Source organism: Variovorax sp. 38R, from assembly GCF_014843395.1.
Taxonomy (GTDB): Bacteria; Pseudomonadota; Gammaproteobacteria; order Burkholderiales; family Burkholderiaceae_C; genus Variovorax; species Variovorax paradoxus_H.
Genome location: NZ_CP062121.1, coordinates 3,017,788 through 3,042,150, shown reverse-complemented (window position 1 = coordinate 3,042,150; position 24,363 = coordinate 3,017,788). Strand labels below are relative to the sequence as shown.

Sequence of the window (24,363 nt, the reverse complement as noted above, 5' to 3'; positions counted from 1 at the left end):
GACACAAAATCTAAGAACCTTCCGAGGACACCATGAGACTTATTTTGCTGGGCGCGCCCGGGGCAGGCAAAGGCACGCAAGCGACCTTCATCTGCCAGAAATACGGCATTCCCCAAATCTCGACCGGCGACATGTTGCGCGCCGCGGTCAAGGCAGGCACCCCCCTCGGGCTGCAGGCCAAGACGATCATGGACTCGGGTGCACTGGTCAGCGACGACCTGATCATCAACCTCGTGAAGGAACGCATCGCGCAGCCCGACTGCAACGACGGCTTCCTGTTCGACGGCTTCCCGCGCACCATTCCGCAGGCCGACGCCATGAAGGCGGCCGGCGTCAAACTCGACTACGTGCTCGAGATCGATGTGCCCTTCGGCGACATCATCGAACGCATGAGCGGTCGCCGCTCGCACCCGGCATCGGGCCGCACCTACCACGTCAAGTTCAATCCGCCGAAGGTGGAAGGCAAGGACGACGTGACCGGTGAAGAGTTGATCCAGCGCGAAGACGACAAGGAAGAGACCGTGCGCAAGCGGCTCGACGTCTACAGCCAGCAGACCCGTCCGCTGGTCGACTACTACTCGGCCTGGGCCAAAGCCGATCCGGCCGCCGCACCGAAGTACCGCGCCATCCAGGGCGTGGGCACGGTCGACGAGATCACGCAGCGCGCCCTGGCCGCACTGAACAGCTGATTCAGCAGCGGCTGCCCCGTCAGCCGCTCCTAGCCGCCTTCCAACTCTGGCAGGGCGGCCACTCCCAAGAGTTCCAGCGCCAGCGCGACCCGCGCCTTCACCGGCGTGAGTGCGCCCGCATCCCGCAGCCCGTCACCGGGCTTCGGGAGGATGCGTCCGTTCGTGCAGCGCGTGGCGCGCAGCACCGCCACGCCGGCGTCCTGCGCCTTCAGCGCTGCGGCTTCCAGTGCATGGTGCACGGTGCCGTTGCCGGTCGCGGCCACGACCAGCCCGCGCAAGGGTTCAGCCGACGGAAGCAGCAACGCCTCGACGATCGCGCCGCTCGCGCCGGCATGGCTCATGACGATCTCGACACGAGGCCACGGCTTCGACACCGCATCCAACCGTGCAGCGTCGGCCGACGCCCCCTGCGGCCACGCACGAACGCGCCGCACCTCGCCCTCTTCCACATAGCCGACCGGCCCGGCATCGCCCGACGCGAAGGCATCGAGACGATAGGTGTGCACCTTCTGCACATCGAGGCCGCTGTGGACCGTGCCCGCGCACACCACCGTCACACCCTTGGCACCCGGCGTCGAAGCCACCACGAGCGCATCGCGCACGTTCTGCGGACCATCGGGCGACAAGGCCGTCGCCGGACGCATCGCGCAGGTCAGCACCACCGGCTTGGCCGGCGCCAGCACGGCGTGCAGGAAGAAAGCCGTTTCCTCCAGCGTGTCCGTGCCATGCGTGACGACGATGCCAGCCACATCGGGCTGCGCCAGCCAGTGCGCGCAGCGTGCGGCCAGCTGGCGCCAGGTGTCGGCGTCCATGTCCTTGCTGTCGAGCTGCGCCACTTGCTCCGCGACCAGCGTCACGCCGGCCGGTGCCTCGATGCCGCCCAGCAGGTCCGCCACCCCCACCTGCCCCGCGGTGTAGCCGATGTTGTCGCCGCTGCTGGCGGCCTTGCCGGCAATGGTGCCGCCGGTGCCCAGCACCACCACGCGGCGCGTCTCGGACGAAGAGGAATGAGTCATGGCTTGTCAACTTTTGAAAACTGGTTAAAAATACAGGTACTGGATATCTAGCCAGTGCCGCAAGGAAACCACTATGCAGTTCGCAGTGAAGCTTACCGCCCGCCAGCAGCAGATCCTGGACCTGATCCAGGCCGCCATCGCACGCACCGGTGCGCCGCCGACGCGCGCCGAAATCGCCAACGAGCTGGGCTTCAAGTCGGCCAACGCCGCCGAAGAGCACCTGCAGGCCCTGGCCCGCAAGGGCGTCATCGAACTCGTCAGCGGCACCTCGCGCGGCATACGCCTCAAGGGCGATGCGCTGCGCTCGCTCCACGAAACGCGCCACCGCGAGGGCAACCAGTTCTCGCTCTCGCTGCCCGGCATGGCCCAGCTCGCGCTGCCGCTCATCGGCCGTGTGGCGGCGGGTTCGCCCATCCTCGCGCAAGAGCACGTCGACCAGACCTACTACGTCGAGAACACGCTGTTCCAGCGCCAGCCCGACTACCTGCTCAAGGTGCGCGGCATGTCGATGCGCGACGCCGGCATCATGGACGGCGACCTGCTCGCCGTGCAGGCCACCAAGGAAGCGCGCAACGGTCAGATCGTGGTGGCGCGCCTCGGCGAAGAAGTCACCGTGAAGCGCCTGAAGCGCAACAAGCAGGTGATCGAGCTGCACGCCGAGAACCCCGACTACCCGACCATCATCGTCCAGCCCGGCGAGCCCTTCGAAATCGAAGGCCTCGCGGTCGGCCTCATCCGCAACACCATGCTGATGTAGGTCCCGGGCCTGCTGCCCACAAGCAGCAGCACCTCATCCGGCCGCGACAGGTGGCGGGCGTATGGCGCGAAGTCGCCATCACCCTGTTGCGGCCGATTCAAGAAATCCTGCCTGTGTTCAACCTCATACTTTTTTGGAGTTCACATGGGAATCGCCCTCCTCGCTATCGCCGACTTCTGGTCGCCCCTGCAATCGCTGGCCACCCGCTGGATGCCCGCCCGCCGCCCCTCACGCGGTGACAGCAGCGACGCTGCCGCTGGTTTGCGCTATGTGGCCGTGCGCCCGGCCTGCACGGCACGCGCCGCCGGCAACCCCACGCCAGCCACGTCACCGTCCGCCGCCGCCACGCCCACCCGCCCGCTGCGCGTGGTCCGCGTGATCGATCGGCAAGGCTCGCAGCGCGGCTGCGCCAACCGGGTCGTGATTTCCGGCCGCATGGCCGACGTGTGCGCCGAACTCGAACGACTCGCCGCACTGGAAGCTGCAGAAACCGGCAGCGGCACGCACCGCCCCAGCCACCTGCACTGAGAAAGTGCGAACGAAGCCGCCGTGCCTGCGCGACCTGCGCATCCCCTATGCGCACGGCGGACTCACCGACAACGGCCTGAAACAGGCCTCCCGGGCGCTATCTGGCACCGGGTATCCAAACGTTCACACGTGCGACCTGCCAATGCTGCGAGGCACAATGGCATGCCATGAACATTGTGATCCTCGACGACTACCAGGACGCCGTGCGCAAGCTGCAGTGCGCTGCCAAGCTGGACGCGTACGCCGCCAAGGTCTACACCAACACGGTCAAGGGCATCGGCCAACTATCGGTTCGCCTCAAGGATGCGGACGTCATCGTGCTCATCCGCGAGCGCAGCCAGATATCCCGCCAACTGATCGAGAAGCTGCCCAAGCTCAAGCTGATTTCCCAAACCGGTCGCGTCGGCGGCCACATCGACGTCACGGCCTGCACCGAACGCGGTGTGGCGGTGGCCGAAGGCTCGGGGTCGCCGCAGGCACCCGCCGAACTCACCTGGGCGCTGATCATGGCGGCCATGCGCCGCCTGCCGCAGTACATCAGCAACCTCAAGCACGGGGCCTGGCAGCAGTCGGGCCTCAAGTCGGCGTCGATGCCGCCGAATTTCGGCATGGGCTCGGTGCTCAAGGGCAAGACGCTGTGCATCTGGGGCTACGGCCGCATCGGCCAGCTGGTGGCCCGTTACGGGCAGGCCTTCGGCATGCAGGTCGTGATCTGGGGCCGCGAAGCCAGCTGCGCCAAGGCGCGCTCCGACGGCTTCCAGGTGGCACAGAACCGCCACGAATTCTTTGCCGCGGCCGACGTGCTGTCGGTGCATCTGCGGCTCAACGAGGACACGCAGGGCCTCATCAAGCTCGAAGACCTCTCCCGCATGAAGCCGACGGCGCTGTTCGTCAACACGTCGCGCGCCGAGCTGGTGGAGGCCGATGCTTTGCTGGCAGCGCTCAACCGCGGGCGTCCCGGGTTGGCGGCCATCGACGTGTTCGAGAGCGAACCGCCGCTGCAAGGTCATGCACTGCTGCGCCTCGAGAACTGCATCTGCACGCCGCACATCGGCTACGTCGAGCAGGAAAGCTACGAGAGCTACTTCGGCCAGGCGTTCGACAACGTCGTGAGCTTCATCAAGGGCAACCCCACGAACATCGTGAACCCCGGCGCGCTGCAGGTCCGGCGGTGAACGCATGAGCCGGCCCGCGCCGCAGCGAGGCGCGCTCTGGGCACTGCTGGCCGGCAATTTCGTGATCGGCACGGGCGTGATGGTCGTGCCCGGCACCCTCAATGAAATCAGCGTCTCGCTGGCGATCAAGGTCGCCACGGCGGGCCAGCTGATCACTGCAGCCGCCTTCGTGATGTGCTTGGGCGCCCCGCTGCTGGCCGCCGCGGTCGCCGGCTGGGACCGCCGCAAGCTGCTCGCCCTCACGCTGCTCTGGTACGCCGCGTGGCACGTGGTTGCGGCGCTCATGCCGAGCTTCGGCGCGCTGCTGCCGGTGCGCATGCTCACGGTGATCGCGCCCGCCATCTTCACGCCCCAGGCCGCAGCCTGCGCCGGCATGCTGGTGCCGCCCGAGCAGCGCGGACGCGCAGTGACCTTCGTCTTCCTCGGCTGGTCGGTGGCCTCGGTGCTGGGCCTGCCGATCGGCGCGCTGATCGGCGGCCACCTGGGCTGGCGCATGGCCTTCATGGCCATCGCGGCGCTCAGCGTCGTGAGCGCCGCCTCGGTCTGGCTCACGCTGCCCAACGGCATCCGTCCCGCCGCGCTCACGGCTGCGGCCTGGTCGCGTGTGCTGCGCAGCCCGGTGCTGATGGGCATCGTGTCGGTCACGGCGCTGCAGGGCATCGGCCAGTTCGTGCTGTTCAGCTATTTCGGCCCGCTGCTCAAACAGGGCTTCGGCGCCGATGCCAACACGCTGAGCCTGATGTGGGCGCTGTTCGGCGCCTTCGGCCTGCTGGGCAACATGGTCGTGAGCCGCTACATCGACCGCGTCGGCGCCGGGCGCATGGTGCTGCTGACGACCGGGCTGATCGCGCTGAGCCTGCTGCTGTGGCCGCTGGCCAGCACGCTGGCATGGCTGGCGGTGGTGCTCGTGCCCTGGGGCCTGGGCTGCTTTGCCACCAACTCCTCGCAGCAGGCGCGGCTGGTGGGGCTGGCGCCCGCCCTGGCGCCGGGCTCGGTGGCGCTCAACAGCTCGGGCATCTACATCGGCCAGGCTTTGGGCGCGGCGCTCGGCGGCTGGCTGCTGGCGAACGACGCCACCGAGTGGATGAGCCGGGTCGGTTTCACGCTGATGCTGCTGGCCATGGGCCTGAGCATCGCCATCGACCGCAGCCGCCGCCCGGCCTGATTCCGATGCCCCGCGTAACACCCGGGGCGCGGGCCTCCCGCGAGATTGCAAAATCGGAGCTTCCGTCCGCGTCGCGCACCCGCGCCGGCGCGGCCGTCCCGGACACCCACCAACCCATGAGAACCTTGATCCCATGACAGTGAACTACCCCCGAATCGGCGTGATCGGCGCCGGCGCCATGGGGCGCGGCATCGCGCAGATCGCCGCCCAGGCCGGCAGCGAAGTGCTGCTGCTCGACAGCTTCGCCGGCGCCGCCGAGCGCGGCCGCGAAGCCCTCGCCGCCCAATGGAACAAGCTGCACGAGAAGGGCAAGATCGACGCCCCCACGCGCGACGCCTATGTGGCCCGCGTGAAGGCGGTCGACGGCATGCAGGCGCTCGCAGGCTGCGACCTCGTGGTCGAGGCCGTCGTCGAGAACCTCGAGGTCAAGCGCACGCTGTTCCGCGAGCTCGAAGACGTGGTCGCGCCCACCGCCACGCTGGTCACCAACACCTCGTCGCTGTCGGTCACGGCCATCGCGGCCGGCCTGCAGCACCCCGCGCGCTTTGCGGGCTTTCACTTCTTCAACCCCGTGCCGCTGATGAAGGTGGTCGAGGTGGTGGCGGGCTTCAAGACCTCGCCCGAGGTCTGCCAGCAGCTGGCCGGCTATGCCGCGCAGATGGGCCACAGCGCCGTGCAGGCCCAGGACACGCCCGGCTTCATCGTCAACCACGCGGGCCGCGGCTACGGCACCGAGGCGCTGCGCATCGTCGGCGAAGGCGTGACCGACTTCGCCACCATCGACCGCATCCTGAAGGACCAGGCGGGCTTTCGCCTCGGCCCGTTCGAGCTGCTCGACCTGACGGCACTCGACGTGTCGCACCCGGTGATGGAGTCGATCTACTACCAGTATTTCGAAGAGCCGCGCTTTCGCCCGAGCGTGATCACCGCGCAGCGCCTGGCTGCCGGCGCGCTCGGCCGCAAGACCGGCGAAGGCTTCTACCGCTACGACAACGGCGTGATGCAGCAGACGCCCGAAGCGCCCGCACCCGTGGTCGAAGGCACGCCCGCGGTCTGGGTGTCGCCACGTGCCGCGCGCCGTGCCGAGTTGCTGCGCCTGGTGAACACGCTGGGTGCGCAGATCGACAGCGGCAGCGCCCCCGCACCGCAGTCGATCATCCTGGTCGCGCCGCTGGGCTTCGACGTGACGACGGTCGCGGCCGTCGAGCGGCTGGACGCCACGCGCACCGTCGGCATCGACATGCTGATCGATGACGCCGCCACCAAGCGCCGCGTGCTCGCCACCAACCCGGCCACCCGCCGCGACGTGCGTGACGCCGCGCACGCCCTCTTCGCACGCGACGGCAAGGCCGTGAGCGTGATCCGCGACAGCGGCGGCTTCGTCACGCAGCGCGTGGTCGGCGCCATCGTCAACATCGCCGCCGACATGTGCCAGCAGCGCGTGTGCACGCCGGCCGACCTCGAGACCGCCGTGCAGCTGGGCCTGGGCTATCCGCGCGGCCCGCTCGCCATGGGCAACCTCTACGGGCCGACCAACATGCTCGAGGTGCTGTTCAACCTGCAGACGGTGTACGGCGACCCGCGCTATCGCCCGAGCCCGTGGCTGCGCCGCCGCGGCGCGCTGGGCCTGAGCCTGCTGCACGAAGAAGAATAAACAGACAAACAAAACGAACAGGCACACACGCCATGACCGCCGAACTCAAGAGCACCAGCGAAGGCAGCACCATGGTGCTGACCATCGTCAACCCGACCCAGCGCAATGCGCTGGGCCCCGAGATCTACGCCGCCGGCATCGAGGCGCTGAACGGCGCCGAGAGCAGCGACGAGATCCGCAGCGTCGTCATCGTGGGCGAAGGCGCCTGGTTCTGCGCCGGCGGCTCGCTGCAGCGGCTGCTGGCCAACCGCCAACTCGACCGCTCCGTGCAAGCCGAGAGCATCGAGGGCCTGCACAACTGGATCGACTCGATCCGCACCTTCCCCAAGCCGGTCATCGCGGCCGTCGAGGGCGCGGCGGCCGGTGCCGGTTTTTCGCTCGCGATGGCCTGCGACTTCGTCGTGGCCGCGCGCGACGCCGTGTTCGCGGCCTCGTACAGCAACGTGGCGCTCTCGCCCGACGGCGGCCTCAGCTGGCACCTCGGGCTGGCGCTGCCGCGCCAGCTGGCGAGCGAATGGCTGATGAACGGCGAGCGCATCGAGGCCACGCGCCTGCATGCCTTCGGCCTCGTCAACGAGCTCACCGACAGCGGACAGGCGCTGGCCGGCGCGATGGCCCTGGCCACCCGCCTGAACGCGCGCGCGCCGAATTCGCTGGCCAGCATCAAGGAGCTGCTGAGCGAAGCGCGCGGCACCACGCTGGCGTCGCAGCTTTCGCAGGAGCGCGATCATTTCGTGCGCAACCTGCACCACACGAACGCGGGCATCGGCATTGCCGCGTTCCTCGACAAGACACCGCCACGCTACGAGTAACGCCTGACGGCGTCGCTCCCGTGACACCCCCCAGCTTTTCAGTCGCCGAGAGGACAGACCATGGACGACCCCATTCTTACCATCGAAGAACGTGAAGCGATCAACAGTGGTCGCTGGTTTTCTTCCCTATCTCCATCACTACGGCACGACATCCTCCGATGCGCCTTTGTCAAACGCTACAAGGACGGCGACCTGCTCGCTGCGCGCGGCGACCCGCCCGAGCACTGGATCGCCTGTGCCAAAGGGGCGTTGCGCGTGAGCTCGACCGCGGTGTCGGGCAAGCAGGTGACGCTGACCTACGTCGAGCCGGGTATCTGGTTCGGCGACGTGGCGATGTTCGACGGGGAACGTCGCACGCACGACACGTACTCGCACGGCGACACCACCGTGCTGTGCGTGGCGCGGGCCGACTTCCAGAAAATTCTGGCCACGCACGTCGAGCTGTACGAAGCGCTGATGCGGCTGCAGGCACGCCGCATCCGCACATTGTTCGGGCTGGTGGAAGACCTCAACACCCTGCCCTTGCGCGCACGCCTGGCCAAGCAGCTCATTCACCTGGTGCGCAGCTACGGCGTGCCCAGCTTGGACGACGGCAGCCAGACGCGCATCGGCCTGCAACTGGCGCAGGAAGAACTCGCGCAGCTGCTCGGCGCCTCGCGCCAGCGGGTCAACCAGGAACTCAAGACGATGGAGCGCGAAGGCACCATCCGGATCGAGCCGGCCGGACTCGTCGTGCTGGACCGCTCGGCGCTGATGCAAATCTCCGTAGCAGACAACTAAAAGAATCGACATGAGCCAGGACTTCTCCAGTTTCATCGGCACCCGTGCGGTGTCCCAACAGCACACCTTCGACGTGGACGCGCTCGCGGCCTGGCTCGAAAAGAACCTCGAGGGCTTCCAGGGTCCGTTGACGGTCGAGATGTTCAAGGGCGGCCAGTCCAACCCGACCTACAAGCTCGTCACGCCCACGCAGAGCTACGTGATGCGCGCCAAGCCGGGCCCGGTCGCCAAGCTGCTGCCCTCGGCCCATGCGGTCGAGCGCGAGTTCAAGGTGATGAGCGGGCTGCAGGGCACCGACGTGCCCGTGCCGCGCATGTACTGCCTGTGCGAAGACGAGGCCATCATCGGCCGCGCCTTCTACATCATGGAGTTCATGCAGGGCCGCGTGCTGTGGGACCAGTCGCTGCCCGGCTTCAGCAACGCCGAACGCGCGGCCCACTACGACGAGATGAACCGCGTGATTGCGGCGCTGCACACGGTCGACTTCGCCGCGCGCGGCCTGGGCGACTACGGCAAGCCCGGCAACTACTTCGACCGCCAGATCGGCCGCTGGAGCAAGCAGTACAAGGCCTCGGCCGATGGCGCCGGCGAACTGTCGCAGCCCATCGAGGCCATGGAGCGCCTGATCGACTGGCTCCCCGCCCACATGCCGGCAAGCGCACGCGACGAGACCAAGGTCTCGATCGTGCATGGCGACTACCGCCTGGACAACGTGATGTTCCACGCCACCGAGCCGCGGATCATCGCGGTGCTCGACTGGGAACTCTCCACGCTGGGCCATCCGCTGGCCGACTTCAGCTACCACTGCATGTCGTGGCACATGCCTCCCACCACCGGCCGCGGCATCGGCGGCGTGGACGTGGCGGCACTGGGCATTCCCACCGAGAGCGAATACATCCGCCGCTACTGCGAGCGCACGCACATCAGTACGCCCGAGGCGCTGGCGCCCGACTGGAATTTCTACCAGGCCTACAACCTGTTCCGCATGGCTGCCATCCTGCAGGGCATTGCGAAACGGGTCGAAGCCGGTACCGCATCGAGCGAGCAAGCCGTGGCGTCCGCCCGTGGCGCACGGCCGATGGCCGAGATGGCCTGGCAGTTTGCCCAAAAGGCATAGCCAGCCCTCCCCCTTAACCCCACCAGGAGACAGCATGGATTTCGAATATTCGGCCAAAACCAAGGAGCTTCAGAAGCGCGTTCTCGCGTTCATGGAAGACCACATCTACCCGGCCGAAGCCGAGTACAGCGCCGAACTGGCCGCCAACACGGTCGCCGGCAAGCGCTGGACCGCCCTGCAGACCGTCGAGAAGCTCAAGGCCAAGGCCAAGGCCCAGGGCCTGTGGAACCTGTTCCTGCCGGTCGACAGCGCCTCGGCCTCGGGCTATGAGGGTGCGGGCCTGACCAACCAGGAATACGCCCCGCTGGCTGAGATCATGGGCCGGGTGCCATGGGCATCGGAAGCCTTCAACTGCTCCGCGCCGGACACCGGCAACATGGAAACCATCGCCCGCTATGGCTCGGAAGAGATCAAGGCGCGCTGGCTCAAGCCGCTGCTCGAAGGCCAGATCCGCTCGGCCTTCGCGATGACCGAACCCGACGTCGCCTCCAGCGATGCCACCAACATCGCCACCCGCATCGAGCGCCAGGGCGACGAGTACGTCATCAACGGCCACAAGTGGTGGATCTCCGGTGCCGCCGACCCGCGCTGCGCCGTGTTCGTCACCATGGGCAAGACCGATCCCGAAGCGCCCAAGCACTCGCAGCAGAGCATGGTCATCGTGCCGGCCGACACCAAGGGCATCCGCATCGTGCGTCCGCTGAACGTGATGGGCTACGACGACGCGCCACACGGCCACGTCGAGATGCACTTCGAGAACGTGCGCGTTCCCGTCGGCAACATCCTGCTGGGCGAAGGCCGCGGCTTCGAAATCGCCCAGGGTCGCCTTGGCCCCGGACGCATCCACCACTGCATGCGCCTGATCGGCCTGGCCGAGCGCGCGCTCGAGCTGATGTGCAAGCGCGCCTCGTCGCGCGTGGCCTTCGGCAAGACCGTTGCTTCGCAGACCGTCACGCAGGAACGCATCGCCGAAGCACGCTGCAAGATCGACATGGCCCGCCTGCTCACGCTGAAGGCCGCCTGGCTGATGGACGTGGCCGGCAACAAGGTCGCGCGCACCGAGATCGCCATGATCAAGGTGGTGGCACCCACCATGGCCTGCCAGGTCATCGACTGGGCCATGCAGGTCCACGGCGGCGGCGGCATGTGCGACGACTTCCCGCTGGCCTCGGCCTATGCGCAGGCACGCACGCTGCGCTTTGCCGACGGTCCGGACGAAGTGCACCGCAACGCGATCGCCAAGTGGGAGCTGGGCAAGTACGCCGCCGACAAGTCGGGCGCCACCGCCGACGCGCCTGTCACGCGCTTCTGATCCGGAAGAAAAGAAAGGGCGCGATCACCGCGCCCTTCTCTTTCTGATCCGGCCATGCCGCCCACGCCTTGCGCGTCGGCGGCATTTTCATTGGTGTCAGAGCTTCTTTTGCAGGAAGACGGCGTGGCCGAATTCCGGATCGAGCTGGTAGCTGACGAAGCCTTCGCGCTCGTAGCTGCGCAGCGCGGGCGCATTGCCCGACAGCACCTCGAGCGTGAGCTTGCAGGCGCCGCGCCGGCGGGCTTCCTGCTCGACCAGTGCAAACATCTGCTGCGCCACACGCTGGCCACGGTGGCTGGCGCGCACGACCACGTCGTGCACGTTGACCAGCGGCTGGCAGGCGAAGGTCGAAAAACCTTCGATGCAGTTGATCAGACCCACGGGCGTGTCGCCGTCAAAGGCCAGCACGCTGAACGCCTGCGGACGCGCCGCCAGCGCGGCGGGCAGGCCCTCACGCACCGACGCCGGCAGCGGTGTGCCACCGCCGGCGGGGTCGCGTGCGTAGCTGTCGAGCAGCTCGACCACAGCCGCAGCCTGCAGCGGATCGCGGTAGTCGGCCAGGCGGGTGTCGATGCACCCCTCCGTCGTCATGCCGCGGGCTTGAGCGTTGCCGCGAGGCGCTCCGCGCACGACTGCGACTGCTTGGCGTCGCGCGCCTCGACCATCACGCGCACCAGCGGCTCGGTGCCGCTCGCACGGATGAGCACGCGGCCTGCGTCGCCCAGCTCGGCTTCGATGCGCTTGGTTTCGCTGGCGAGCGCTGTGTTGCTCTTCCAGTCCTGGTCGGGGGCGAGGCGCACGTTGATGAGCGTCTGCGGAAACAGCGTGACGCCCTCGAGCAGCTGCGCCACCGTCTTGCCGCTGCGCACACAGGCTTGCAGCACCTGCAGCGCGCTCACGATGCCGTCGCCCGTGGTGTGGCGGTCGAGCGCCAACAGGTGGCCGGAGCCCTCGCCGCCGAGCAGCCAGCCGCGCTTGTCGAGCTCTTCGAGCACGTAGCGGTCGCCGACCTTGGCGCGCACGAACTCGATGTCTTGTGCGCGCAGGGCCATTTCGACGGCCTTGTTGGTCATCAGCGTGCCGACCACGCCCACCGGCTTTTCGCCGCGCGCGATGCGCTCGGCCACCATCAGGTACAGCAGCTCATCGCCGTTGAACAGGCGGCCGCTGGCATCGACCAGTTGCAGCCGGTCGGCGTCGCCGTCGAGGGCGATGCCGTAGTCGGCCTTCTGCGCCGTCACGGTGGCGACCAATGCCTCAGGGTGCGTGGCACCGAAGCCTTCGTTGATGTTGAGCCCGTCGGGCGAGCAGCCGATGCTCGTGACGTCCGCGCCCAGTTCGTGGAACACGTTGGGCGCCACCTGGTAGGCCGCGCCATGGGCCGCATCGACCACCAGCTTCATGCCGCGCAGCGACAGGTCGTTGGCAAAAGTGCTCTTGCAGAACTCGATGTAGCGACCGTCTGCGTCGTTCAGGCGGCGTGCCTTGCCGAGGTCGGCGGAAGCAGCCCACACCGGCGCTTCTTCGAGCGCAGCCTCGACGGCCAGCTCCCAGGCGTCGTCGAGCTTGGTGCCCTGCGCGCTGAAGAACTTGATGCCGTTGTCGGGAAAGGCGTTGTGGCTGGCGCTGATCACCACGCCCAGGCTGGCGCGCTGGGCGCGCGTGAGGTACGCCACGCCCGGCGTGGGCAGCGGGCCGAGCAGCACCACGTCGACGCCGGCGGAGTTGAAGCCCGACTCGAGCGCCGACTCGAGCATGTAGCCCGAGATGCGGGTGTCCTTGCCGATCAGCACCGTCGGACGGGCCTGGGTTTTCTTGAGCACGCGGCCGACAGCGTGTGCGAGGCGCAGCACGAAGTCGGGGGTGATGGGCGATTGGCCGACCGTGCCGCGGATGCCGTCGGTGCCGAAATATTTACGGGTCATTTGCTGTTATTGCTCTTGTGAAGTTCGTTGCTGCTGCAGTGCTTCTGCGCGCATGGCACGCCATACGGCGAGGGCGGCGACGGTGTCGCGCACGTCGTGCACCCGCACGACGGCTGCGCCCCGGTCCACGGCCAGCACGGCGGCTGCCACGCTGGGCACGGTACGCCCGGACGCATTGTCGATGCCCGTGACCGCCCCGATGGAGGACTTGCGGGACCAACCTAGCAACAAGGGGTAACCGGTTGCCAACAATTCCTGCTGGCGCCCAAGAAGTGCGAAGTTCTGCGCCACGCTCTTGCCGAAACCGACGCCCGGATCGAGCGTGATGCGCGCGGGGTCTATGCCCAGCCCCTTCAACGCTGCAAGTTGTTCGCGCCAGAAAGCCAGCACTTCGGGAATCACGTCGCCCTGCATCGGCAGCGCCTGCATGGTCTGCGGGTCACGGTGCATGTGCATCAGGCAGATGCCGCAGGTGGGATGCGCCGCCACGGCTTCGCGCGCGCCCGGCTGGCGCAGCGCCCAGATGTCGTTGACGATGTCCGCGCCCAGGTCGAGCACGGCGCGCATCACCTCGGGCTTGTAGGTGTCGATGGACAGCGGCACGTTCAGCTTCACGGCCTCGCGCACCACGGGCAGCACGCGCGCCAGTTCGACGTCGAGCGGCACGACGGGGCTGCCGGGGCGAGTCGATTCGCCGCCGATGTCGAGGATGTCGGCGCCCTCTTTCAGCAACTGCTCGCAGTGCTGGAGCGCGGTTTCGGTGGACGCATGCGCGCCGCCGTCGGAAAAGGAATCGGGCGTGACGTTGACGATGCCCATCACGCGCGGCTGCGCCAGGTCGATCGTGAAGCGCGAGGTCTGCCAGACCGAGGTGGCCGTCTTGTTCATGCGGCGCTCCCATGGAAAACGGGGCCAGAGGCCCCGTTGTTGCTTGCGATCAAGCCCACCTCAAGCGGCGGTCGGCGCCGGGTCGGTATTGACGGCCGGCGTGCCACCACTGCCACCGCTGCCCGAAGGCGGGATGCGCGGTGTCCAGTCCTTGGGCGGACGCGGCGCACGGCCAGCCATGATGTCGTCGAGCTGTTCGCTGTCGATGGTTTCCCACTCGAGCAGCGCCTTCGCCATCGCGTGCATCTTGTCGCTGTTCGCTTCGATCAGGCCACGCGCCAGGGCGTACTGCTCGTCGATGATGCGGCGCACTTCGCCGTCGACCTTTTCCATGGTCTGTTCGCTCATGTTCGTGGTCTTGGTGACCGAGCGACCCAGGAACACTTCGCCTTCGTTCTCGGCGTAGACCATCGGGCCCAGCGCGTCGGTCATGCCGTAGCGCGTGACCATGTCGCGGGCGATGGAGGTCGCGCGCTCGAAGTCGTTGCTGGCGCCGGTGGTCATCTGATGCATGAACACTTCTTCGGCGATGCGGCCACCGAACAGCATGCTGATCTGGTTCAGCATGTACTCGCGGTCGTAGCTGTAGCGGTCTTGCGCCGGCAGGCTCATGGTCACGCCCAGGGCGCGGCCACGCGGAATGATCGTGACCTTGTGGACCGGGTCGCACTTGGGCAGCAGCTTGCCGATGAGGGCGTGGCCGGACTCGTGGTAGGCCGTGTTGCGGCGCTCTTCCTCGGGCATGACCATGCTCTTGCGCTCGGGGCCCATGAAGATCTTGTCCTTGGCCTTCTCGAAGTCCTGCATTTCGACGACGCGTGCATTGCGGCGTGCGGCCATCAGGGCGGCTTCGTTGCACAGGTTGGCCAGGTCGGCGCCGGACATGCCGGGCGTGCCGCGGGCGATGACGCTCGGGTTCACGTCCTGGCCCAGCGGGACCTTGCGCATGTGCACGCCGAGGATCTGTTCGCGGCCGCGGATGTCGGGCAGCGTGACGTACACCTGACGGTCGAAACGGCCCGGGCGCAGCAGTGCGGCGTCAAGGATGTCGGGACGGTTCGTGGCAGCCACGACGATCACGCCGAGGTTGGTTTCGAAGCCGTCCATCTCGACCAGCATCTGGTTGAGGGTTTGCTCGCGCTCGTCGTTGCCGCCACCGAGGCCGGCGCCGCGCTGACGACCCACCGCATCGATTTCGTCGATGAAGATGATGCAGGGCGCGTTCTTCTTGGCGTTCTCGAACATGTCGCGCACGCGGGCCGCACCCACGCCGACGAACATTTCAACGAAGTCGGAACCCGAGATCGAGAAGAACGGCACCTTGGCCTCGCCGGCGATCGACTTGGCGAGCAGCGTCTTGCCGGTACCCGGAGGGCCGACCAGCAGCAGGCCGCGCGGAATGCGACCGCCGAGTTTCTGGAAGCGTTGCGGGTCTTTGAGGAAGTCGACGACTTCACGGACTTCTTCCTTGGCCTCGTCGCAACCTGCGACGTCGGCGAAAGTGACCGTGTTGTTGTTCTCGTCCATCATGCGGGCCTTGCTCTTGCCGAAGCTGAACGCTCCGCCCTTGCCGCCGCCCTGCATCTGGCGCATGAAGTAGATCCAGACGCCGATCAGCAGCAGCATCGGGCCCCAACTGACCAGCAAGGTCATGAGGAGCGAGCCCTCTTCGCGCGGCTTGACGTCGAACTTGACGTTGTGGTCGATCAGGTCGCCCACGAGGCCGCGGTCGAGCACCGTGGCGGTCGTGCGGATCTTGCGATCGTCGTTGGTGACAGCGACGATCTCGCCGCCGCCGGCGCCTTCAGGAATGATGGCACTCTTGATCTGGTTGTTGCGGACCTGGTCCAAAAACTCGGAATAGCTCACCGTTCCCGAGCCGACGCCACTGCGGGTGTCGAACTGCTTGAACACAGTGAACAACACCATGGCAATGACGAGCCATACGGCAACTTTGGAAAACCACTGATTGTTCAAACGAAGCTCCAGTCGAAAGCGCGTGACGGGAATATGAAATACGCGCTGAGGGTACGCAATTGCGCCCCATTTTAGGCTTTTCAAGCTGCGAAAAGCGGACATTTCCCTATAGCAGCCATAGGCTGACAAGGGTTTGCGCCCCTGGAGGGCACTCTGCGGCAAGGTATCAATGCGTATCGAGCGCCTTCAATCCCCTGCCGATGAGGAAGGTCTCTGCCGATTTATCGCGTGATGCCTTCGGCTTGAGCGGCTTCACGACACGGAAATTGGCCTTGAACATCTTGACCAGGTCGTCGTAGCCGCTGCCGTGGAATACCTTGGCCACAAGCGCCCCTTCGGGCTTCATGTGGTTCTGGGAGAAGTCGATGGCCAGCTCGATCAGGTGCGCCACGCGGGCTGCGTCGGCCGAATGGATGCCCGACAGGTTGGGTGCCATATCGGACACCACCAGGTCGGCCTTGCGGCCGGCCAGTACCGCCAGGAGCTGCTCCAGCATTGCGTCTTCGCGGAAGTCGCCCTGCAGGAAGGTCACGCCTTCGATGGGCTCCATCGGCAGCAGGTCGAGCGAAACGATGGTGCCATTGAGGTCGCCGGCCGCCGCCCCGCCCGGCGACATGCGCCGCCGCAGGTACTGGCTCCAGGCTCCCGGGGTCGAGCCGAGGTCGACCACGAGCTGGCCGGGCTTGACCAGCCCGAGCGACTCGTCGATTTCCTTGAGCTTGTAAGCCGCGCGGGCACGGTAGCCCTCTCTGGTCGCGAGCTTCACGTAGGGGTCGTTGATGTGGTCGTGAAGCCACGCCTTGTTGACTTTTTTGCTTTTGGCTTTGGTGCTCATGAGGGTGTTCGTGTACGCGTCGATAATACGGGGATGCCCGCCATTCAACTTACCCCTGCCGAGCGCAAGGTGCACCGCGCCGAAGCTCACCACCTGGATCCGATCGTCATGGTCGGTGGAGACGGGCTCACCCCTGCCGTAAAAAAAGAGGCCGACGCGGCCCTGAAGGCCCACGGCCTGATCAAGGTGCGCGTCTTCTCCGACGACCGTCTCGCCCGTGACGCCATGCTCCAGGAGCTCGCCGACGAGCTCGACGCCGCCCCGATCCAGCACATCGGCAAGCTGCTCGTGCTGTGGCGCCCGAAGCCCGAAAAAGAGCGTGTGGTCGACGAAGACCGCATGCCCGGCCCGCGCGACGTGAAGATCGTCAAGTACAGCAAGCGCGGCGGCCAACGCCCTGAAATCAAGACCCTGCGCGTGCTCGGCAACCAGCGACTCACCCCTGGCGGCACCATCAAGCGCGCCAAGGCCAAGCGTCCGCTGTCGGCCAAGAAACGCAATCAGGCGGACTGAGCTTGGTGGCAGCGCAAGGCGCCCAGCGCCATATCCTCTGCATGAAGTGGGGCACGAAGTACGGCCCCGAGTACGTCAACCGGCTCTACGCCATGGTGCGCCGCCACCTCAGCGGCGACTTCAAGTTCGTCTGCCTGACCGACGACGGCAACGGCATCCGCCCCGAAGTGACGTGCCTGCCCATTCCTCCGCTCAACCTCCAACTGGCCCCGGGCCAGCGCGACGGCGCCTGGAAGAAGCTCACCACCTTCGAACAGGACCTGCACGGCTTGCGCGGCACCGCCCTCTTCCTGGACGTCGACGTGGTGATCGTCGGCAGCCTGGACGCCTTCTTCGAGCAGCCCGGCGAGTTCCTGATCATTCACGACTACGCCCGCCCCTGGCGGCGTGAGCGGATCACGGGCAATTCATCGGTCTACCGCTTCGAGCTGGGCGCCCATGCCGACGTGCTGGCGTACTTTCGCGCCAACATGGACAAGGTGCAGGCCGAGTACCGCAATGAGCAGGCCTACCTGTCAGACGTGCTCCACAAGCAGGGCAAGCTGGCCTACTGGCCGGCGGCCTGGTGCCCGAGCTTCAAGTACCACGGCATCCCGACCTGGCCGACCAACTACTGGGAAGAGCCCTTCGTGCCCGAAGGCGCCCGTGTGATGGTGTTCCACGGCGAGTGCAACCCGCCCGATGCGCTGGCGGGACGGCGCAACCGCGCCTTCCGCTACATCCGGCCGGCGAGCTGGGTCGCCAAGCACTGGAAAGAGTAAAAAAGCCGGAGGCAGCGGCGACATCACCTGTCGCTGCTGCCGCTCCGGTTCAGCGTGGCGCCCGGGCGGCGCCCATGCGCCACAGCAGCGTGCCGACGCACGCCCACTGAACGAAATACATGCCGGTGCCCACGGCATGCCACAGCTTGAGGTTGTCGCGCGCCACGATGCGCGGCGCCACGGCGTACTGCTGCAGCAGCGCCAGAAGCAACGCCGCCAGCACCAGGAAGATGGCCGTCAACACCGGGTTGGTCATGCCCTCGTCGGCCTTCTGGCGGAAATGGATCAGCAGGATCAACCCGCAGCCGATGGCAATCCAGCTTTGCGCCTCGAACAGCTGGGCGGCGAAACTGCCCGCCACCGCCGGGTTGCCGAGCCTGGCGAACAGCATCGGCACGACCAGGAAGCCGATCGTGGTGAGGCTGCCCCACCAGAGGGCCGCCAGCATCAGCGCGACGCGGTCTTTCATCCGATTCAGAGGTAGCGGACCGCCACGATCTCGTAGCGCTTGAGGCCGCCCGGCGCCTGCACTTCGGCCGTGTCGCCCTCTTCCTTGCCGATGAGCGCGCGCGCGATCGGGCTGGAGATGTTGATGAGGCCGAGCTTCAGGTCGGCCTCGTCTTCGCCGACGATCTGGTACTTGACGGCTTCGCCCGACTCTTCTTCCTCAAGATCGACGGTCGAACCGAACACCACCTTGCCGCCGGCATCGAGCTCGCTCGGGTCGATGATCTGGGCGGCCGAGAGCTTGCCTTCGACTTCCTGGATGCGACCTTCGATGAAGCCCTGGCGGTCCTTGGCGACTTCGTACTCGGCGTTTTCGCTCAGGTCGCCCTGGGCGCGCGCTTCGGAAATGGCGTTGATGACCCAGGGACGGTCGACCGTCTTGAGCTGGTGCAGTTCGGCGCGCAGTTTTTCAGCACCGCGCTTGGTGATGGGAATGGTGGCCATGTTTGGTTCTCCATAAAGCGAAACCGCCGAACGATGCCGTTCGGCGGTCGATTGGGGGGACAGATCAGACGAGATTGCGTCCGGTCAGCCGGCTCAGGATGGCGAGCGGGCTCGAATCTGGATTGTATTGCTTCGATGCGGCCAGATGAAGGGTCTGCTCGAGCATGTACTGGCCCGCCATGACAGCGTGCGAGGTCTGATCCGAGAAGCACACCCACACCGAACCCGGCGGGAATTTCGCCGTTTCCTGTGGCGAGTTTTCCTGGTACGCCATGTCCGACTTCATGCCGTCGTGCAGCTGCAGCATCAGGTGGTCGTACTCGCTGCGGAACGACTTGGTGACGTGCAGTGCCTGCAGCAGCTTGGCCTGCCAGCGCGCATAGGGCTTGGCCTTCGGCAGGAAACGCTTGGCGATGTCCTCGAAAGGCTCGCCCACGCGCCACACGCGCTGTGCGCCGTCGGGGTTGACGTTGGTGAACACGCGCAGGATGCGTTCGCCGTAGTTGGGCCGCGACGGAAACGCATCGACATGCAGGCGCCGGTCGTCGGCGCGCCACGATTGCACGCGCGTCTCGACCTGGGCCGGCCGGTAGCTGGTCGGCGCCAGGCGCAGGGCCGGCGTGTAGTGCGGCAGCAGCCCATGAATGAGCTGCTGCGCCTGCGTGCGAAAACGCTTCACCATCGCCGCCGTGGCGCGCTGCACCGCTTCGTCGCCCACAGCGCCCTTGAGCTTGCCGTGGGCGTCGAGGCTGATGTTGCGCACGTCGGGCGACAGCAGGCTGGGCGTCAGCAGGCTGCGCTCTTCAGGCCGCAGCTCGAAGCCCAGCCGCGGGAAGTACAGCACCTTGCCGGCTTCCAGCTCCGCGATCCACGCCTCGTTGGGCGTGGCCGCGGCCCAGTCCGTCAGGCCCAGTTCGACCAGCTGCGTTTCCATGATGGCGGTGCCCGGTCAGGCAGCGGCCAGCTGCGCGTGCATCTCCTGCACCGAGATCACGCCCAGCTCGTCCATGAAGCCCATACCTTCCACCGCGGCTTCGGCGCCGAAGATCGTGGTGAAGGTGGTCACGCGCGCCAGCAGTGCCGAGGTGCGGATCTGGCGCGAGTCGGTGATCGCGTTGCGGCGCTCTTCCACCGTGTTGATGACCAAGGCAATCTCGTTGTTCTTGATCATGTCCACGATGTGCGGACGGCCTTCGGTCACCTTGTTGACCGTCACGCAGGCAATGCCGGCGGCGCTGATGGCCGCGGCGGTGCCCTTGGTGGCGACCAGTTCGAAGCCCAGCTTGGCCAGGCCGCGTGCCACTTCGACGGCACGTGCCTTGTCGTTGTTCTTCACCGAGATGAAGGCCTTGCCCGACTTCGGCAGCAAGGTGCCCGCGCCCAGCTGCGACTTCACGAAGGCTTCGCCGAAGGTCTTGCCCACGCCCATCACTTCGCCGGTCGACTTCATCTCGGGGCCGAGGATGGTGTCCACGCCCGGGAACTTGACGAACGGGAACACGGCTTCCTTCACGCTGAAGTACGGCGGCGTCACTTCCTTGGTCACACCTTGCGACGCGAGCGACTGGCCCGCCATGCAGCGTGCCGCCACCTTGGCGAGCTGAATGCCGGTGGCCTTGCTCACGTAAGGCACGGTGCGCGACGCACGCGGGTTCACTTCGAGCACGTAGATGACGTCCTTGCCATCTTTTTGCTGAATGGCGAACTGCACGTTCATCAGGCCGACCACGTTCAGCGCCTTGGCCATCGCGGCGCTCTGGCGCTTCAGTTCAGCGATGGTGTCGGCGTTCAGGCTGTAAGGCGGGAGCGAGCAGGCGGAGTCGCCCGAGTGCACGCCGGCCTGTTCGATGTGCTCCATCACGCCGCCGATCAGCGTGCCGCCTTCGGCGTCGCGGATGCAGTCGACGTCGCATTCGACGGCGTCGTTCAGGAAGCGGTCGAGCAGCACCGGCGAGTCGTTGCTCACCTTGACCGCTTCACGCATGTAGCGCTCGAGGTCGCGCTGCTCGTGCACGATTTCCATCGCGCGGCCGCCGAGCACGTAGCTCGGGCGCACCACCAGCGGGTAGCCCAGGGCCGCAGCCTTTTCGAGCGCTTCGGGTTCGGTGCGCGCGGTGGCGTTCGGCGGCTGGCGCAGGCCCAGCTCGTGCAGCAGCTTCTGGAAGCGCTCACGGTCTTCGGCCGCATCGATCATGTCGGGCGAGGTGCCGATGATCGGCACGCCGTTGGCTTCGAGGTCGAGCGCGAGCTTCAACGGCGTCTGGCCGCCGTACTGCACGATCACGCCGAGCGGCTTTTCCTTGTCGACGATCTCGAGCACGTCTTCGAGCGTGAGCGGCTCGAAGTACAGGCGGTCGGAGGTGTCGTAGTCGGTTGACACGGTCTCGGGATTGCAGTTGACCATGATGGTCTCGTAGCCGTCTTCGCGCATGGCGAGCGCGGCGTGCACGCAGCAGTAGTCGAACTCGATGCCCTGGCCGATGCGGTTGGGACCGCCGCCGAGCACCATGATCTTCTTCTTGTCGGTCGGCTCGGCTTCGCACTCGTCCTCATAGGTCGAGTACATGTAGGCGGTGTTGGTCGCGAACTCGGCCGCGCAGGTGTCCACGCGCTTGTAGACGGGGCGCACACCCAGGGCGCGGCGCTTCTCGCGGATCGCCGTGTCGGAGGTCTTAAGTTGCTTGGCAAGGCGACGGTCGGAGAAGCCCTTCTTCTTGAGCGCCAGCAGCGTGTCCTTGTCGATGTCGTCGAGCGACTTGGTTTCCAGCTCGAGTTCGATCTTCACGATCTCTTCGATCTGCACCAGGAACCACGGGTCGATCTTGGTCAGCGCGAACACTTCGTCCACGCTCAGGCCCATGGCGAAGGCATCGCCCACGTACCAGATGCGCTCGGGACCAGGCTCGCCCAGCTCCTTCTCGAGCACTTCGCGGTCCTGCGTCTTTTCGTTCAGGCCGTCGACGCCCACTTCGAGGCCGCGCAGGGCCTTCTGGAACGACTCCTGGAAGGTGCGGCCCATGGCCATGACCTCGCCCACCGACTTCATCTGCGTGGTGAGGCGCGAGTCGGCCTGCGGGAATTTCTCGAAGGCGAAACGCGGAATCTTGGTGACCACATAGTCGATCGAAGGCTCGAACGACGCGGGCGTGGCGCCGCCGGTGATTTCGTTGCGCAGCTCGTCGAGCGTGTAGCCCACGGCCAGCTTGGCCGCGACCTTGGCGATCGGGAAGCCCGTGGCCTTGGAGGCCAGCGCCGACGAACGCGAGACGCGCGGATTCATCTCGATGACGACCATGCGGCCGTCCTTCGGGTTGATCGAGAACTGCACGTTCGAGCCGCCGGTGTCCACGCCGATCTCGCGCAGCACAGCCAGCGAGGCGTTGCGCAGGATCTGGTATTCCTTGTCGGACAGCGTCTGTGCGGGTGCCACGGTGATCGAGTCGCCGGTGTGCACGCCCATCGGGTCGAGGTTTTCGATCGAGCAGACGATGATGCAGTTGTCGGCCTTGTCGCGGACCACTTCCATCTCATACTCTTTCCAGCCGAGCAGCGATTCTTCGATCAGCAACTCGTTGGTCGGCGAGGCTTCGATGCCACGCTTGCAGATGGTCTCGAACTCGTCGGGGTTGTAGGCGATGCCGCCGCCGGTGCCGCCGAGCGTGAAGCTGGGGCGGATCACGGTCGGGAAGCCGAGCGTCTTCTGCACGGCCCAGGCTTCGTCCATCGTGTGTGCGATGCCCGAGCGCGCCGAACCGAGACCGATCTTGGTCATCGCGTCCTTGAACTTCAGGCGGTCTTCGGCCTTGTCGATGGCTTCGGGCGTGGCGCCGACCAGCTCGACGGGCTTGCCGGTGGCAGCGCCCGTGTACTTGTCGAGCACGCCGTTGCGCCAGAGGTCGAGCGCGCAGTTGAGTGCGGTCTGGCCGCCCATGGTCGGCAGGATCGCGTCGGGGCGTTCCTTGGCGATGATTTTTTCAACCGTCTGCCAGGTGATGGGCTCGATGTAGGTGACGTCGGCCGTGGCCGGGTCGGTCATGATCGTCGCGGGGTTGCTGTTGATCAGGATGACCTTGTAGCCCTCTTCGCGCAGCGCCTTGCAGGCTTGCACGCCGGAATAGTCGAACTCGCAGGCCTGGCCGATGATGATCGGGCCGGCGCCGATGATGAGGATCGATTTGAGGTCTGTGCGCTTAGGCATTCTCTTTCTCCGTCTTTTCCGTCTTGTTCTTTTCCATGAGTGCCGTGAAGCGATCGAACAAATAGCCGATGTCGTGCGGGCCCGGCGAGGCTTCCGGGTGACCCTGGAAGCAGAACGCGGGCTTGTCGGTGCGTGCCAGCCCTTGCAGCGTGTTGTCGAACAGGCTGATGTGGGTGGGACGCAGGTTGGCCGGCAGCGACTTCTCGTCGACCGCGAAGCCGTGGTTCTGGCTGGTGATGCTCACGCGGCCGTTGTCCAGGTCCTTCACCGGATGGTTTGCGCCGTGGTGGCCGAACTTCATCTTGAAGGTCTTGGCGCCCGAGGCGAGCGCCATGATCTGGTGGCCCAGGCAGATGCCGAACGTGGGGATGCCGGTTTCGATGAGTTCCTTGACGGCGCTGATGGCGTAGTCGCAAGGCTCCGGGTCGCCGGGGCCGTTGGCCAGGAAGATGCCATCGGGCTTCAGCTTGAGCACGTCGGCTGCGGGCGTCTGCGCCGGCACCACGGTGATGCGCGCGCCGCGCTGCGCGATCATGCGCAGGATGTTCTTCTTGACGCCGTAGTCGAAGGCAACGACGTGGAACTTGGGCGTGATCTGCACGCCGTAGCCCGCGCCGAGCTTCCACTCGGTTTCGGTCCATTCGTAGGTCTGCGTGACCGACACCACCTTGGCCAGGTCCAGGCCCGACATGCTCGGCACGGCCTTGGCGGCGGCGATGGCCTTGTCGATCAGCGCCTGCGTGACGGCTTCGCCCGCGGCCAGGCCCAGAATGCAGCCGTTCTGCGCACCGTGGGTGCGCAGATGGCGCGTGAGCTTGCGGGTGTCGATGTTCGCGATGGCCACCGTGTTGCCGGACACGAGGTACTCGGTCAGCGTGGCGGTCTTGCGGAAGTTGGACGCGACGAGGGGCAGGTCCTTGATGATCAGGCCCGCGGCATGGATCTTGTCGGCTTCGATGTCCTCGCCGTTGACGCCGTAGTTGCCAATGTGCGGATACGTCAGGGTGACGATCTGCTGGCAGTAGCTCGGGTCGGTGAGGATTTCCTGGTAACCGGTCATCGAGGTGTTGAACACCACTTCACCGGTCGTGGAGCCGGCGGCTCCGATCGAGTTGCCGAGAAAGACCGTGCCGTCTGCGAGCGCCAGGATGGCGGGCGGGAAACTTCCCTTGAGAGACAAAAGCACTGGGTTCTCCGGATGGTTACGGTCGCCCGGAGCCCCAGGCGCGTTGCCTGCGGACTGCTGCTTAAGGGGATTTTGGCGTTGAAGGCGGCCGGGCGACGCTGATTTGCGAGTAAGCCCCCGATTG

The 24,363-nt window shown here is 66.4% G+C and carries 23 protein-coding genes; 12 read left to right on the top strand and 11 right to left on the bottom strand.

Features of this window, described 5'->3' with window-relative positions; translation table 11 throughout:
- Nucleotides 1-32 precede the first annotated feature (32 nt).
- Nucleotides 33-689, top strand: a complete 657-nt coding sequence (adk, locus tag IG196_RS13885; protein WP_192196601.1) for an adenylate kinase — start codon at nt 33-35, stop codon at nt 687-689.
- A 29-nt stretch (nt 690-718) separates the two neighbouring features.
- Here adk and IG196_RS13880 read toward each other — a convergent pair whose 3' ends face one another.
- On the bottom strand, nt 719-1,705 hold the full coding sequence (locus IG196_RS13880; protein WP_192196600.1) for an asparaginase: 987 nt from the start codon (nt 1,703-1,705) through the stop codon (nt 719-721).
- Nucleotides 1,706-1,778: 73 nt separating this feature from the next.
- Here IG196_RS13880 and lexA point away from each other — a divergent pair, with 73 nt between their 5' ends.
- The 9 genes from lexA to IG196_RS13835 all read left to right on the top strand — a co-directional run bounded on the left by lexA (nt 1,779) and on the right by IG196_RS13835 (nt 11,005).
- On the top strand, nt 1,779-2,462 hold the full coding sequence (gene lexA, locus IG196_RS13875) for a transcriptional repressor LexA (RefSeq protein WP_056581233.1): 684 nt from the start codon (nt 1,779-1,781) through the stop codon (nt 2,460-2,462).
- Nucleotides 2,463-2,606: 144 nt separating this feature from the next.
- Complete coding sequence (locus IG196_RS13870; protein ID WP_192196599.1) at nt 2,607-2,990, top strand: hypothetical protein; 384 nt, start codon at nt 2,607-2,609, stop codon at nt 2,988-2,990.
- Between the two features lie 167 nt (nt 2,991-3,157).
- Entirely contained in the window at nt 3,158-4,165 is a 1,008-nt protein-coding gene (locus IG196_RS13865; RefSeq protein WP_101493041.1) for a D-2-hydroxyacid dehydrogenase family protein, read from the top strand.
- 4 nt (nt 4,166-4,169) lie between these two features.
- Nucleotides 4,170-5,330, top strand: coding sequence for an MFS transporter (locus IG196_RS13860; protein ID WP_101493040.1), 1,161 nt, complete (start codon nt 4,170-4,172; stop codon nt 5,328-5,330).
- A 133-nt stretch (nt 5,331-5,463) separates the two neighbouring features.
- The gene (locus IG196_RS13855; protein WP_192196598.1) at nt 5,464-6,984 is read left to right on the top strand and encodes a 3-hydroxyacyl-CoA dehydrogenase; all 1,521 of its coding nucleotides are present in this window, start codon (nt 5,464-5,466) and stop codon (nt 6,982-6,984) included.
- A gap of 32 nt (nt 6,985-7,016) precedes the next feature.
- A complete protein-coding gene (locus IG196_RS13850) occupies nt 7,017-7,796 on the top strand; it encodes an oxepin-CoA hydrolase, alternative type (RefSeq protein ID WP_192196597.1) in 780 nt (259 codons plus the stop codon).
- Nucleotides 7,797-7,856: 60 nt separating this feature from the next.
- Nucleotides 7,857-8,576, top strand: a complete 720-nt coding sequence (locus IG196_RS13845) for a Crp/Fnr family transcriptional regulator (protein WP_056581250.1) — start codon at nt 7,857-7,859, stop codon at nt 8,574-8,576.
- A 10-nt stretch (nt 8,577-8,586) separates the two neighbouring features.
- Nucleotides 8,587-9,693 carry a phosphotransferase gene (locus IG196_RS13840; RefSeq protein ID WP_192196596.1) on the top strand — a complete coding sequence of 369 codons (1,107 nt, stop codon included), beginning with the start codon at nt 8,587-8,589 and terminating at the stop codon, nt 9,691-9,693.
- Between the two features lie 34 nt (nt 9,694-9,727).
- The gene (locus IG196_RS13835) at nt 9,728-11,005 is read left to right on the top strand and encodes an acyl-CoA dehydrogenase family protein (protein WP_101493036.1); all 1,278 of its coding nucleotides are present in this window, start codon (nt 9,728-9,730) and stop codon (nt 11,003-11,005) included.
- Nucleotides 11,006-11,101: 96 nt separating this feature from the next.
- Here IG196_RS13835 and IG196_RS13830 read toward each other — a convergent pair whose 3' ends face one another.
- The 5 genes from IG196_RS13830 to IG196_RS13810 form a co-directional block, all read right to left on the bottom strand.
- A complete protein-coding gene (locus tag IG196_RS13830) occupies nt 11,102-11,596 on the bottom strand; it encodes a GNAT family N-acetyltransferase (RefSeq protein WP_192196595.1) in 495 nt (164 codons plus the stop codon).
- Complete coding sequence (gene glmM / locus IG196_RS13825; protein WP_192196594.1) at nt 11,593-12,930, bottom strand: phosphoglucosamine mutase; 1,338 nt, start codon at nt 12,928-12,930, stop codon at nt 11,593-11,595. The genes IG196_RS13830 and glmM overlap by 4 nt, the downstream gene beginning before the upstream one ends.
- 6 nt (nt 12,931-12,936) lie before the next feature.
- Nucleotides 12,937-13,818 (bottom strand): dihydropteroate synthase, encoded by an 882-nt coding sequence (folP, locus tag IG196_RS13820; RefSeq protein WP_225617031.1) that lies wholly within the window; start codon nt 13,816-13,818, stop codon nt 12,937-12,939.
- Between the two features lie 60 nt (nt 13,819-13,878).
- The gene (gene ftsH, locus IG196_RS13815; RefSeq protein WP_192196593.1) at nt 13,879-15,795 is read right to left on the bottom strand and encodes an ATP-dependent zinc metalloprotease FtsH; all 1,917 of its coding nucleotides are present in this window, start codon (nt 15,793-15,795) and stop codon (nt 13,879-13,881) included.
- Nucleotides 15,796-15,961: 166 nt separating this feature from the next.
- Nucleotides 15,962-16,630 (bottom strand): RlmE family RNA methyltransferase, encoded by a 669-nt coding sequence (locus IG196_RS13810; RefSeq protein WP_192196592.1) that lies wholly within the window; start codon nt 16,628-16,630, stop codon nt 15,962-15,964.
- A gap of 33 nt (nt 16,631-16,663) precedes the next feature.
- On the opposite strand from IG196_RS13810, the gene IG196_RS13805 reads away from it, so the two are divergent.
- The gene (locus tag IG196_RS13805; RefSeq protein WP_099796820.1) at nt 16,664-17,143 is read left to right on the top strand and encodes a YhbY family RNA-binding protein; all 480 of its coding nucleotides are present in this window, start codon (nt 16,664-16,666) and stop codon (nt 17,141-17,143) included.
- A 41-nt stretch (nt 17,144-17,184) separates the two neighbouring features.
- Nucleotides 17,185-17,904: a glycosyltransferase gene (locus IG196_RS13800; protein ID WP_167395020.1), complete on the top strand. Its 720-nt coding sequence runs from the start codon at nt 17,185-17,187 to the stop codon at nt 17,902-17,904.
- A 49-nt stretch (nt 17,905-17,953) separates the two neighbouring features.
- Here the strand turns inward: IG196_RS13800 and IG196_RS13795 are convergent, their stop codons facing one another.
- The 5 genes from IG196_RS13795 to carA form a co-directional block, all read right to left on the bottom strand.
- Entirely contained in the window at nt 17,954-18,373 is a 420-nt protein-coding gene (locus IG196_RS13795; RefSeq protein WP_192196591.1) for a DUF4149 domain-containing protein, read from the bottom strand.
- 5 nt (nt 18,374-18,378) lie between these two features.
- Nucleotides 18,379-18,855, bottom strand: coding sequence for a transcription elongation factor GreA (gene greA, locus IG196_RS13790; protein WP_101493029.1), 477 nt, complete (start codon nt 18,853-18,855; stop codon nt 18,379-18,381).
- A 64-nt stretch (nt 18,856-18,919) separates the two neighbouring features.
- The gene (locus IG196_RS13785) at nt 18,920-19,789 is read right to left on the bottom strand and encodes a Kdo hydroxylase family protein (protein WP_192196590.1); all 870 of its coding nucleotides are present in this window, start codon (nt 19,787-19,789) and stop codon (nt 18,920-18,922) included.
- Between the two features lie 15 nt (nt 19,790-19,804).
- On the bottom strand, nt 19,805-23,053 hold the full coding sequence (gene carB, locus IG196_RS13780) for a carbamoyl-phosphate synthase large subunit (protein WP_192196589.1): 3,249 nt from the start codon (nt 23,051-23,053) through the stop codon (nt 19,805-19,807).
- Nucleotides 23,046-24,239: a glutamine-hydrolyzing carbamoyl-phosphate synthase small subunit gene (carA, locus tag IG196_RS13775; protein ID WP_192196588.1), complete on the bottom strand. Its 1,194-nt coding sequence runs from the start codon at nt 24,237-24,239 to the stop codon at nt 23,046-23,048. Before carA ends, carB begins: the two co-directional genes overlap by 8 nt.
- Nucleotides 24,240-24,363 lie beyond the last annotated feature (124 nt).

Bases quoted from the DNA above. Each gene is read 5' to 3' on its own strand.
- adk (WP_192196601.1), top strand. From the start codon at position 33: ATGAGACTTATTTTGCTGGGCGCGCCCGGGGCAGGCAAAGGCACGCAA.
- IG196_RS13880 (WP_192196600.1), bottom strand. From the start codon at position 1,705: ATGACTCATTCCTCTTCGTCCGAGACGCGCCGCGTGGTGGTGCTGGGC.
- lexA (WP_056581233.1), top strand. From the start codon at position 1,779: ATGCAGTTCGCAGTGAAGCTTACCGCCCGCCAGCAGCAGATCCTGGAC.
- IG196_RS13870 (WP_192196599.1), top strand. From the start codon at position 2,607: ATGGGAATCGCCCTCCTCGCTATCGCCGACTTCTGGTCGCCCCTGCAA.
- IG196_RS13865 (WP_101493041.1), top strand. From the start codon at position 3,158: ATGAACATTGTGATCCTCGACGACTACCAGGACGCCGTGCGCAAGCTG.
- IG196_RS13860 (WP_101493040.1), top strand. From the start codon at position 4,170: ATGAGCCGGCCCGCGCCGCAGCGAGGCGCGCTCTGGGCACTGCTGGCC.
- IG196_RS13855 (WP_192196598.1), top strand. From the start codon at position 5,464: ATGACAGTGAACTACCCCCGAATCGGCGTGATCGGCGCCGGCGCCATG.
- IG196_RS13850 (WP_192196597.1), top strand. From the start codon at position 7,017: ATGACCGCCGAACTCAAGAGCACCAGCGAAGGCAGCACCATGGTGCTG.
- IG196_RS13845 (WP_056581250.1), top strand. From the start codon at position 7,857: ATGGACGACCCCATTCTTACCATCGAAGAACGTGAAGCGATCAACAGT.
- IG196_RS13840 (WP_192196596.1), top strand. From the start codon at position 8,587: ATGAGCCAGGACTTCTCCAGTTTCATCGGCACCCGTGCGGTGTCCCAA.
- IG196_RS13835 (WP_101493036.1), top strand. From the start codon at position 9,728: ATGGATTTCGAATATTCGGCCAAAACCAAGGAGCTTCAGAAGCGCGTT.
- IG196_RS13830 (WP_192196595.1), bottom strand. From the start codon at position 11,596: ATGACGACGGAGGGGTGCATCGACACCCGCCTGGCCGACTACCGCGAT.
- glmM (WP_192196594.1), bottom strand. From the start codon at position 12,930: ATGACCCGTAAATATTTCGGCACCGACGGCATCCGCGGCACGGTCGGC.
- folP (WP_225617031.1), bottom strand. From the start codon at position 13,818: ATGAACAAGACGGCCACCTCGGTCTGGCAGACCTCGCGCTTCACGATC.
- IG196_RS13810 (WP_192196592.1), bottom strand. From the start codon at position 16,630: ATGAGCACCAAAGCCAAAAGCAAAAAAGTCAACAAGGCGTGGCTTCAC.
- IG196_RS13805 (WP_099796820.1), top strand. From the start codon at position 16,664: ATGCCCGCCATTCAACTTACCCCTGCCGAGCGCAAGGTGCACCGCGCC.
- IG196_RS13800 (WP_167395020.1), top strand. From the start codon at position 17,185: ATGAAGTGGGGCACGAAGTACGGCCCCGAGTACGTCAACCGGCTCTAC.
- IG196_RS13795 (WP_192196591.1), bottom strand. From the start codon at position 18,373: ATGAAAGACCGCGTCGCGCTGATGCTGGCGGCCCTCTGGTGGGGCAGC.
- greA (WP_101493029.1), bottom strand. From the start codon at position 18,855: ATGGCCACCATTCCCATCACCAAGCGCGGTGCTGAAAAACTGCGCGCC.
- IG196_RS13785 (WP_192196590.1), bottom strand. From the start codon at position 19,789: ATGGAAACGCAGCTGGTCGAACTGGGCCTGACGGACTGGGCCGCGGCC.
- carB (WP_192196589.1), bottom strand. From the start codon at position 23,053: ATGCCTAAGCGCACAGACCTCAAATCGATCCTCATCATCGGCGCCGGC.